9 protein-coding genes are annotated in these 10,927 nt (G+C 33.1%); 5 read left to right on the top strand and 4 right to left on the bottom strand.

Going from position 1 to position 10,927, the window contains the following annotated elements:
• Positions 1-36: 36 nt before the first annotated feature.
• Positions 37-663 (bottom strand): 16S rRNA (guanine(527)-N(7))-methyltransferase RsmG, encoded by a 627-nt coding sequence (gene rsmG / locus I130_RS02835; protein ID WP_034919096.1) that lies wholly within the window; start codon positions 661-663, stop codon positions 37-39.
• A 109-nt stretch (positions 664-772) separates the two neighbouring features.
• On the opposite strand from rsmG, the gene I130_RS02830 reads away from it, so the two are divergent.
• Both I130_RS02830 and I130_RS02825 read left to right on the top strand, forming a co-directional pair.
• Positions 773-1,876, top strand: a complete 1,104-nt coding sequence (locus I130_RS02830; protein WP_034919092.1) for a fatty acid desaturase family protein — start codon at positions 773-775, stop codon at positions 1,874-1,876.
• A 20-nt stretch (positions 1,877-1,896) separates the two neighbouring features.
• Positions 1,897-3,084 carry a pyridoxal phosphate-dependent aminotransferase gene (locus tag I130_RS02825; protein WP_034919088.1) on the top strand — a complete coding sequence of 396 codons (1,188 nt, stop codon included), beginning with the start codon at positions 1,897-1,899 and terminating at the stop codon, positions 3,082-3,084.
• A gap of 73 nt (positions 3,085-3,157) precedes the next feature.
• On the opposite strand, the gene I130_RS02820 is transcribed toward I130_RS02825, so the two are convergent.
• Positions 3,158-4,654: a TrkH family potassium uptake protein gene (locus I130_RS02820; RefSeq protein ID WP_034919085.1), complete on the bottom strand. Its 1,497-nt coding sequence runs from the start codon at positions 4,652-4,654 to the stop codon at positions 3,158-3,160.
• On the bottom strand, positions 4,654-6,003 hold the full coding sequence (gene trkA, locus I130_RS02815; protein ID WP_034919083.1) for a Trk system potassium transporter TrkA: 1,350 nt from the start codon (positions 6,001-6,003) through the stop codon (positions 4,654-4,656). Before trkA ends, I130_RS02820 begins: the two co-directional genes overlap by 1 nt.
• A 134-nt stretch (positions 6,004-6,137) precedes the next feature.
• On the opposite strand from trkA, the gene ubiE reads away from it, so the two are divergent.
• Entirely contained in the window at positions 6,138-6,866 is a 729-nt protein-coding gene (ubiE, locus tag I130_RS02810) for a bifunctional demethylmenaquinone methyltransferase/2-methoxy-6-polyprenyl-1,4-benzoquinol methylase UbiE (RefSeq protein ID WP_034919079.1), read from the top strand.
• A gap of 4 nt (positions 6,867-6,870) precedes the next feature.
• Positions 6,871-7,578, top strand: a complete 708-nt coding sequence (locus I130_RS02805) for a porin family protein (RefSeq protein WP_034919077.1) — start codon at positions 6,871-6,873, stop codon at positions 7,576-7,578.
• Here the strand turns inward: I130_RS02805 and I130_RS02800 are convergent.
• Positions 7,572-8,306 (bottom strand): TrmH family RNA methyltransferase, encoded by a 735-nt coding sequence (locus I130_RS02800; RefSeq protein ID WP_034919074.1) that lies wholly within the window; start codon positions 8,304-8,306, stop codon positions 7,572-7,574. The two genes, I130_RS02805 and I130_RS02800, sit on opposite strands and share 7 nt — an antisense overlap.
• 37 nt (positions 8,307-8,343) lie before the next feature.
• On the opposite strand from I130_RS02800, the gene I130_RS02795 reads away from it, so the two are divergent.
• Complete coding sequence (locus I130_RS02795) at positions 8,344-10,908, top strand: POTRA domain-containing protein (RefSeq protein ID WP_034919071.1); 2,565 nt, start codon at positions 8,344-8,346, stop codon at positions 10,906-10,908.
• Positions 10,909-10,927 lie beyond the last annotated feature (19 nt).

The following is a 10,927-nucleotide window of genomic DNA, read 5'->3' as shown; positions in this document are numbered from 1 at the left end:
AAACTAGACTCTTTTAATTAACAAGTATTAGAACTGTTATTTATATTTTAATGGCAGATGAACCACCTTTTTTGTTTCAAAAAATTCTTCTTCAAAATAATCTGTTAGATCATAAATACTTGCAGTTTTATAGGTTTTTAATTCTTCAGATAAATCTCCACCCTTCAAATATAAAATTCCGTTTTTCAAATCATGACTGCTAGTCTTGGCCGTTTTACCTTTTACCCAAGCAACAAAAGAAGGCATAACAGCTACTGCCCTACTTACAATAAAATCGAATTCTCCTTTAATTTCTTCAACTCGGGAATTAGTGGTTTTCACATTCTTTAGTTGTAAACCTTCCACTACTTCATCCACTACTTTTATTTTTTTTCCAATAGAATCTACCAAATGAAACTGAGATTCAGGAAAAAGAATAGCCAATGGAATCCCAGGAAAACCTCCACCTGTTCCCACATCTAAAATTTTTGAGCTTGGATTAAATTTTTGAATTTTTGCAATTCCAAGAGAATGAAGTACATGTCTAAGGTATAACTCTTCAATATCCTTTCTTGAAACTACATTTATCTTAAGGTTCCAATCCTTATATAATGCCTGCATAGATTGAAATTGGTCCAATTGATGAGGTGTTAGATCTGGAAAGTATTTTTTTATTAAATCCAAGGTTTTATATTTTAGGATGCAAAAGTAATTAAAATTATCACGTTAATTTTCTACAATTAAGGCATGCTCATTGCAGAATGTTTTACCTTTGGAATTAGAGTTAAATAAAATGGCAATAGATAAAAATCAAATTAAATTTTCACGAGTAGATTCAGTGAAATTTTTTAAAACCCTAAATAAACGTGTAAACGCTTATTTTAAGGATAATAATATTTCTAAAACAGGAAATTGGAAACTTCATTTAAAGACTATTGTAATGTTTTCTTTATTCCTAGCGCCTTACTTTTTAATTTTAAGTTTAGACATCTCCCAATGGTGGATGTTAGTTCTTACAATTATAATGGGAGCAGGAATGGCAGGAGTGGGAATGAATGTAATGCATGATGGAAATCACGGATCTTATTCCTCTAAAAAATGGATTAACAATTTTATGGGGGGAACAATTTACGTTCTTGCCGGAAATGTATATAATTGGCAGGTACAGCATAATGTTTTACATCATACATATACAAATATTCATGGACACGATGAAGATTTAGACGCTGGAAGAGTTATACGCTTCTCCAAACATTCCAAGTGGCATAAAATTCATAAATTTCAGCATTACTATTCAGTATTTCTTTATGGCCTACTAACGTTTAACTGGGCGCTGACTACAGATTTTAAACAGACTAAAAATTATTTGGCTAGAAAACTTTCTTATGGAAAGATGCCAACACCAACTAAACAGTGGAGCATCATAGCCATCACTAAGTTAATATACGTAGCTGTCTGGATCGTAGTTCCTATGCTTTTTGTATCTATCGCTTGGTGGAAAATCTTAATTGGTTTTTTTGTGATGCATTATACCGCAGGTCTTATCTTAAGCATTGTATTTCAATTAGCACATGTTGTAAAAGAAACCGAAATGCCTTTACCAGACGAAACTGGCTCTATGAAAAACACATGGGCGATCCATCAATTATTCACAACCGTAAATTTTGCTACTAATAATAGATTGGTCAATTGGTTTACAGGCGGACTCAATCATCAGGTAGAACATCACATCTTTCCAAACATTAGCCATATTCATTACACAAAAATTGCAGAAATTGTAAAACAAACTGCAAGGGAATGTAATTTACCTTATAACGAATTTAAGACTACCCGAGGAGCTATTGCTGCTCACTTCAAATATCTAAAAGAAATGGGTGCTAAACCTGTTTCTGCTTAAAAATTTTAATCTTTTATTTTATGCAAAAACACTTATCTGATCGTATTAATAATTTGGCAACTTCTCAAACCTTGGCTATGGCAGCTAAAACCAGAGAGCTAAGAGAAGAAGGGAAAGATATAATTGGTTTAAGTCTCGGTGAGCCTGATTTCAATACACCAGATTTCATTAAAGATGCCGCGATTCAAGCAATAAATGATAATTATAACAGCTATACTCCGGTAGATGGTTATGTAGAGTTAAAAGATGCTATTATAACTAAATTCAAAAGAGATAACTCGCTTACATATAACCGCTCTCAAATTGTTGTTTCTACTGGTGCTAAGCAATCTTTAGCAAATGCTGCTTTGGTATTACTTAATCCAGGAGATGAGGTGTTATTGCCTTGCCCTTATTGGGTAAGTTATGCAGAAATAGTAAAATTAGCAGAAGGTGTTCCTGTTGAAGTACCAACCACTGTTGAAAACAATTTTAAAATTACACCACAACAGTTAAGAGATTCAATTACTCCTAAAACAAAAATGATCTGGTATAGCTCTCCTTGCAATCCAAGCGGGATGGTATATAGTAAAAATGAATTAAGAGCTTTAGCAGATGTTTTAGTCGATTATCCAGACATTATTATTTTGAGCGATGAAATTTATGAGCATATAAATTTTGTAGGCGAACATGCATCTATGGCTGCATTTCCTGATATGTATGACCGCGTAATCACCATAAATGGGGTATCTAAGGCCTTTGCCATGACAGGTTGGAGAATAGGATATATGGGTGCTCCAGAATGGATTGCCAGAGCCTGTAATAAAATGCAGGGTCAAATTACTAGTGGCGCTAATTGTATTGCACAACGAGCGGTAATTACTGCACTAGAAGCTCCAGTAAGTAAGATCAAATTTATGGTAGATACTTTCAAGGAGCGCCGTAAATTAATAATTTCCTTGTTGGATGAAATTGAAGGATTTAAGACTACAGAACCAGAAGGTGCTTTCTATGTATTTCCAGATATCTCATTTTTCTTCGGAAAAAAATTGAAGGGACATCAAATAGATAACGCTACAGACTTCTCAATGTTTTTGCTAGAAGAAGCATTAGTAGCAACAGTAACAGGAGATGCATTCGGAAATCCAAATTGCATTAGATTCTCTTATGCTGCAAATGAAGATCAAATTAAAGAGGCTTTAAAGAGAATAAAACTAGCTGTTTCTTAATACTAAACTTACTATTAACGAAAAAGCTCCATAGAAATATGGAGCTTTTTTTTGTGTGTTATTTCTTTTGTTTTTATCTATTTCTCCAGAAAAACGGAGTTAATATTATTAATACCGTAAATAATTCTAGTCTACCAATAAGCATCAAAAAGGCTGACCACCACTTTCCCGCAGCTGGTAATATATCATAATTATTTACAGGTCCAAGTCCGCCAAGTGCAGGGCCAATATTTCCTAAAGAAGAAGCTGCACCTCCAATTGCCGTCATAAAATCTATTCCCATAAAAGCAAAGACCAAAGCGCCAATTATAAAAGATAACATATAAAGGATAAAAAATCCTAGGATATTAAATACAATCTCTTGTTTAATAGATCTTTTATTGTAACGAACCGGTAATATTGCATTTGGGTGCAAGCTGCGCTTAAATTCTGTAACCCCATTTCTTATTAAAATTAAGTGACGCATCACCTTCACACCTCCAGCCGTAGATCCTGCAGAACCACCTAAAAACATTAACCCAAAGAACATTACTGTTAAAAATGGAGTCCACAAAGTATAATCTGCACTAATAAATCCTGTAGTGGTTATAACTGTTAGCACCTGAAACAAGGCATGCCTAAACGCACTCTCTCCCTCACCCCAGACCATTGGATGAGATATAGAAGACAAGGAAACATCTGCCTGATAATAAATAATTAACGAAGCGATTAAGGTAAATGTTGCGATGAAGATACAGTACCATTTAAACTCATCATCATGCAGGACTTTCTGAAACTTCCCTTTAAAACTGAAATAGCTTAAAACAAAATTAGAACCCGCCAAGAACATAAATACTATAATAATATATTGAATTATAGGCTGATCGTTCCAATATGCAAGACTTGCATTTTTAGTTGAAAACCCTCCAGTAGATAGCGTGCTTAAAGAATGATTCACTGCATCAAAGAAGCTCATACCAGCTACTTTAAGTAATATTGTTTCAGCTAAGGTATATAAGAAATAGATAAGCCATAATCTCTTAGCTGTGTCTGTAATACGTGGCTTTAATTTATCTGCACTAGGACCTGGTGCTTCCGCAGAGAAAAGCTGCATCCCTCCTATCCCTAATAAGGGAAGGATCGCAATAGCTAAAACAATAATCCCCATTCCACCAATCCAATGTGTAAGACTTCTCCAAAATAAAATTCCTTTTGGAATAGATTCAATATCTTTAATGATCGTAGCACCTGTGGTAGTATAACCAGACATTGTTTCGAAAAAAGCATTCGTAAAATCTGGTATAGCTTCAGAAAATAAATAGGGAAGCGATCCACTCAATGCCATGAAAATCCATCCAAAAGTCACAACAATATAACCTTCTCTTTTCTTGATTTCCTTTCTATGCCCTCTTGTAAAAAACATTAAAACAGTTCCTATGAACATAGTGAGTAACGCTGCCGACGAGATTTGCATGGTAACTCCATCCTCGTAATACCAACTTACAATTACTGCCAATAGCATAAACCCACCATTACACAAAAGGAGTAAGCCCATAATGTGCGAGATGATTTTATAATTCATTTTAGGCATTACAGAAAGAGTTTTTCAACTTTATTTATAGATCTAGGTAAGCAACATACTACAATTCTATCGCCAGCGCGAATCATAAAATCTCCTAAAGCAATAATTCCTTCACCATCACGAATAATCCCTCCTATAATTGCTGATCTAGGGAAATCTAAATCTTTTATTTTTTTATCGCACACTTCAGAAGTTTGCTTCACAATAAATTCTAATAATTCAGCATTCATATTATTGAGCTTGGTCATTGCAACCACTTCTCCTTTTCTAATAAACCTGAAAATATTATTTGCCGCTAAAAGTTTTTTATTAATAAGTGTATCTATCCCAATAGAATGGCTTAATTGAAAATAATCCATGTTTTCTACCAAAGCAATAGTCTTTTTAACACTCTTCGATTTGGCAACAAGACAAGACATAATATTAGTTTCGGAATTACCTGTTACAGCAATAAAAGCATCCATATCATGAATATTTTCTTCTTCTAAAAGCTCTACATTCCTTCCATCGCTATTTATAACTAGGGTATTGGGCAGCTCATCTGCAAGGTCAAAAGCTTTTTCACGATCATTTTCAATTAACTTTACATTGAAATTATTTCGGCATAGATCTGAAGCTGTTTTCTTCCCTATTTTGCTTCCACCAAGTATCATTACATTTTTAATAGTTTGCTTCACCTTGCCCGTAAGCTTATAAAGCTCATCTACCCCACTATCAACTGTAATAAAATAAACCTGATCCCCTTCCTTAAACTGAGTATCTCCCCTTGGTATAAGTGTATATTGAGTACCAAATCGTTGTATGGCAATTGGTACAAAATGAAGTTGCGGGAAAATTTTTGCGGCTTCCTTAACTGTTTTACCTACAAAAGTAGCAGTTCTAGAAAGGCTAAGGCCTATCATAGTTAATGCCCCATCTTCAAATTCATAACTATCATCAAAAGCAGATTGATTTAATAACAAAGCGATCTCACGAGCTGCGAGTGCTTCTGGCGAAATAAGTTCATCTATTCCAAATTTATCAAACCCAATTTCCTCTTTATAATCTAAAAACTCAGTATTAGAAATACGGGCGATCGTGCGTTTAGCTCCAAGTTGTTTTGCCAAAACGCAAACTGTAATATTCGTAGCTTCGCTAGAAGTCACGCTAATTACAAGATCTACATTTTTAACCTGAGCCTCCTTAAGAATATGAATTGAAGTAGCATCTCCCTTTAAAGTACGGATATCCAGATGAGTATCTGCATATACTAAATTATTCCTGTTATTATCTATAAGGGTAATATCTTGCGATTCGTAGGAAAGGAGTTTTGCCAAATGAAATCCAACTTCTCCTGCACCTGCAATAATAATCTTCATACTTGTATTCCAGTTAAATGGAAAATCAAAGATAAGTTATTTTATACAACTGAATTTAGGTAGTATCTTAATAATTATACAATCTTATGAACTCTTTTATTTGATATCCCCTATCTTTGGATCAAATTTTTCCAATGAATAAAAAAGTAACGCCCTACAAAGATTCTTCGCTTAATAAAAAAGAGCAGGTAACTCAAATGTTTGATAATATCTCTAAAAATTACGACGGACTTAATCGTGTTATTTCATTTGGAATAGATATTAAATGGCGTAAAAAGGTTGTGGATTTAGTAAAGACAAAAAATCCAGATAATATTCTGGATATTGCAACTGGAACTGGAGATTTGGCTATTAATTTAGTTGAAACAGGCGCTAAAGAAATTATTGGTTTAGATATTTCTGAAGGGATGCTTAACGTAGGAAGAAAAAAAATTGGAGCAAAAAATCTTTCTGAAAAAATAAAAATGGTTAAAGCAGATTCTGAAGCGCTACCATTTGAAAGCGAAACATTTGATGCGATAACTGTCGCATTTGGGGTTAGAAATTTTGAAAATTTAGAAATTGGACTTTCAGAAATATATAGAGTTTTAAAACCTAAAGGAATTTTTGTAGTTTTGGAAACTTCTGTTCCTACCAAATTTCCCTACAAACAAGGTTATAAATTTTATTCCACAAAACTGTTACCAGTAATTGGAAAATTATTTTCGAAAGATAAAGTTGCATACTCATATTTAAGTGAAAGCGCAGCAGTTTTTCCATATGGAGCAAAGTTCAACAATATTTTAAGTAAAATCGGGTTTATAGATATAGAAGATAAGCCTCAAACATTTGGTGTTGCAACCATTTACACAGCTTCTAAATAACCATATGAAAAATTTTGTTGCCATTATAGGGCTTTGTTTGATCTGTTCTCAAGCGAATGCTCAAATATTTTCAGGAGAAAGTATTATTAATCAAGAAAACATTGACAACAAACGTTGGTCTTGGGGATATTATTTAGGTTTTAATACCTACGATTTTGATTTTGATTATAAAAATTATAATCCAAGTCCACTTTTAGGGAAAGATTTTAATGTAGAAACAACTATAGGTTTTAATGTTGGTCTTGTAGGAAGCTTAAAATTGAATAACAATTTTGATCTTAGATTAGAGCCCGGAGTTAGCTTCAATACTAGAAATTTTCAAGCGCTTAAAGCTGATCAAAATACGTTCCGAGAGATCAATTCAACTTATGTTCACATTCCGCTACTCATTAAATTTTCAGCGGATAGACTTAATAATTTTAGACCATTTGTAGTTGCAGGAGCCTCTACCTCATTAAATTTATCTAGTAACGAAAAAAATCCCGATGATAATAGTGTAGGCCAGTTTAGAATGAAAACTACTACCTTTTATTATGAAGTTGGTGTAGGCTTAGATCTTTATTTACCTTATTTCAAATTTTCTCCATCTTTAAGAGGCGTATTTGCTATAAACGATGAATTAATTAGAGATGCGGATCCCGGAAGTTTATATACTGGAAATATTGAGCAAATGAGAACAAGAGGGGTGTTTTTAAATTTTACTTTTCAATAATTTTCTTTCCGCCTAAATTCACTTAACAAAATAGCTGTTGCCGTTGCCACATTTAAACTCTCCGTGTTATTTGCATTACTGAATTGAGGAATATTAATCTTCTTCTCCACTAATATTTCAATATCATGAGAAATACCGTTAGCTTCATTTCCTAAGATAAGTATAGCGTCTTTAGGAAATTCTGAAGAATATAAATCCTGACCCTCAAGAAAAGTCCCAACTTTAAGATGCGAATTGTTTTCCTTTAAAAAAAATGCTAAGTCTATATAATTTATGTTAACTCTTGTGATACTGCCCATACTTGCTTGCACAACTTTAGAATTGTAACAATCTACAGTATCTAAAGAACATAACAAGGTTTCAACTCCAAACCAATCACAAAGTCTAATTATAGTCCCTAAATTTCCTGGATCCCTTATCCCATCCAATGCGATTGTAATCCCTTCTATTTCTATCTTAGAAGAAATTGGAATTTTAAATAAAGCCAAACCTATCTGTGCAGTTTTTAATCGGCTTATTTTATTTAATTCCACCTCAGAAATTAGATGTGTTTGTTCTGGAGAAGCATTAAAAATATCTTGTGAAGTAAATAGTGAATGCAATTCAAAATTTGATTCTAAAACTTCCTCTATCCCCTTTTTTCCTTCAACAACAAACAACCCCATTTTGGTTCGATGTTTTTTTTGCTCAAGACTAGTTATTAACTTAATTTGGCTTTTGCTAACCATGCAATTAATGTATTTTTGAATCCTTAATTCAGCTTTATTGAAACGCTATCCCGCAAAAATATCGTTATTATTTTTAACCTTGGCATTTTTCATTTCGTGCGATGCTGTTAAAAGAGTTAAAAACGACGAATTACTACTTACGGAAAATACCATTTTTCTAAATGGTGAAAAAATTAAGGAATCTAGAATATACAATCAAGTATACCAAGAACCCAATGCAAAGCTATTAGGCACACCCTTAAGACTTCATTTTTATAATCTTGCAAAACCAGATCCCGATTCAGTTTTTCAAAATTGGCTTCATAAAAAACCCAATAGAATAAAGAGATTAGAAAATATTTATTCTCAAAAACAGGTATATAAAATTGAAGAATCCTATATAGACCTAAATAAGTGGATCAAAAAAACCGGGGAAGAACCTGTAATTATAAATGAAGAATTAACAAAAAAATCCAAAAACAGACTTCAGGCATGGTATTTTAATAATGGATGGTTTGATGCTGAAATAGAATATGACATAAAACCTCAGGACAATAAGAGAGGAGAAATAGATTATTTTGTTACTTCCTATGAGCCATATATTGTAGATTCCATTAATCAACGAATAGGTTCGGTAGTGATAGATTCAATTTATAATGCATATTCAGCCAGCTCTTTGATCACTTCGGGAGTGCAGTATAAAACTTTGGATTTTAATGCGGAAAGAGATCGATTGTCCAGATTATTCAGAAATAATGGTGTTTACTATTTCGATCAAGAATATATAAGTTTTGAGGCTGATACGGTTGATACTAACCATAAAGTAAATGCCACTGTAATAATTAATAACAGACAAGTCACTCAAGGAGATACCACAGCGAGGATCCCTTTTAAAATACATAAAATAAGTAAGGTAAATGTGTTTACAGACTACACTTTTAACAATCGCTATAAACCTGTAACAGATAGTGCCGTTTATAAAGGATATAATATTTATAGCTTTGATGAGCTGGAATATAAGCCTCGTGCTATTACAGATGCTATTTTCATAAAACCGGGAGAAATTTTTAAAGATACAGATAGAACTCGTACTTATAATAGAATGAGTTCTCTACGAGTGTTTAAATATCCCAACATAGAATACTCATTAGATCCAACAGATAGTACCAATACAGATTTAATAGCAAATATTTTTTTAAGTCCGCAGCCTAAATATTCTTTAGGGTTTGATTTTGATATTTCTCAGAGTAATATTCAGGATTTTGGGGTCGGCTTTGGAGGTTCGTTATTAATTAGGAACGTATTTAAGGGTGCAGAAAATTTTGAGATTTCCGCCAGAGGAAGTGTTGGATCTTCCTCCGATGCTGCTAGAGGAAGTTCACAAGATCAACTCTTTAATATTTCTGAGATTGGGGCCGACATTAAACTTATTTTCCCTCGGATTTTTATGCCATTTAACACTGAAAAATTTATCCCTAAGTACATGTCCCCGTTTACAACATTAAGTCTAGGGATAAGCACACAGAATAATATTGGATTAGATAAACAGAACTTAAATGGTATTTTAAATTACAAGTGGAATCCATCTAAAATACTTTCACATAGACTAGATCTTTTAAACATCCAGTATGTTCGAAATTTAAATACAGACAATTACTTTAATGTATACCAGAATTCATATAATAATTTAAATGAAATAGTACAATCTGGAGATGTAATTACCAATCCAAATTACATTAATGAAGTTGGAGAACTAATTATCCCTACAGGAGCTGAAGGTTTTATAACCGATGTTATTAACAGCAATCCAAATACATCTGGCATTTCCGAAGACCAGCGTCAAGTTATTGACAACATCAATGAGCGTAAAGACAGGTTAACAGAGAATAATTTGATTTTTGGATCAAATTTCACTTATGTAAGTAATAATAAAGAAAATTTATATGACGATGATTTCTCTAGATTTCGGTTTAAGATTGAAACTGCTGGAAATTTTCTAGCTGCTTTTTCAAGTCTAACTGGAGCAAAAAAAGATGATCAAGGGAGATATGATGTTTTAGGGGTAAATTACTCTCAATATGTTAAAACTGAAATAGATTATATAAAACACTGGAATTGGGGAAATAAAAACATTTTCGCAATAAGAGCATTTTCAGGGGTTGCTATTCCATATGGTAATGCTAATAGCATCCCGTTTATCAGAAGTTTCTTTGCAGGAGGCCCAAATGACAACAGAGCTTGGCAAGCCTATGATTTAGGTCCTGGCAGTACTGGAGGAAAGAATGAATTTAATGAAGCTAATTTAAAGTTGGCCTTTAATGCAGAGTATAGATATAATCTTTTTGGAGCCTTAAACTCTGCATTCTTTATAGATGTTGGGAATATTTGGAATGTGCTGGATATTGTAGAAGATCCTGCAGCTACTTTTACTTCACTCTCAGATCTTCAAGATATAGCTATTGGTTCTGGAGCTGGCCTAAGGTACGATTTCAATTTTTTTGTATTGAGATTCGATGTTGGTCTTAAAACTTATGACCCATCAAGATCTCTGGGTGCTAGATGGTTCAAAGATTATAATCTCTCCAATGCTGTTTATAACGTAGGTATCAATTATCCGTTCTAAACAAACTAATTTTCTTATT

This window comes from Gillisia sp. CAL575, assembly GCF_000403785.1.
GTDB lineage: Bacteria > Bacteroidota > Bacteroidia > Flavobacteriales > Flavobacteriaceae > Gillisia.
The sequence above is the reverse complement of the archived record's forward strand: the minus strand, read 5'-3'. Positions and strand labels throughout refer to the sequence as shown.

Coding starts and splice junctions, on each gene's coding strand:
- I130_RS02830 (WP_034919092.1), top strand. CDS start 773: ATGGCAATAGATAAAAATCAAATTAAATTTTCACGAGTAGATTCAGTG.
- I130_RS02825 (WP_034919088.1), top strand. CDS start 1,897: ATGCAAAAACACTTATCTGATCGTATTAATAATTTGGCAACTTCTCAA.
- I130_RS02820 (WP_034919085.1), bottom strand. CDS start 4,654: ATGCCTAAAATGAATTATAAAATCATCTCGCACATTATGGGCTTACTC.
- trkA (WP_034919083.1), bottom strand. CDS start 6,003: ATGAAGATTATTATTGCAGGTGCAGGAGAAGTTGGATTTCATTTGGCA.
- ubiE (WP_034919079.1), top strand. CDS start 6,138: ATGAATAAAAAAGTAACGCCCTACAAAGATTCTTCGCTTAATAAAAAA.
- I130_RS02805 (WP_034919077.1), top strand. CDS start 6,871: ATGAAAAATTTTGTTGCCATTATAGGGCTTTGTTTGATCTGTTCTCAA.
- I130_RS02800 (WP_034919074.1), bottom strand. CDS start 8,306: ATGGTTAGCAAAAGCCAAATTAAGTTAATAACTAGTCTTGAGCAAAAA.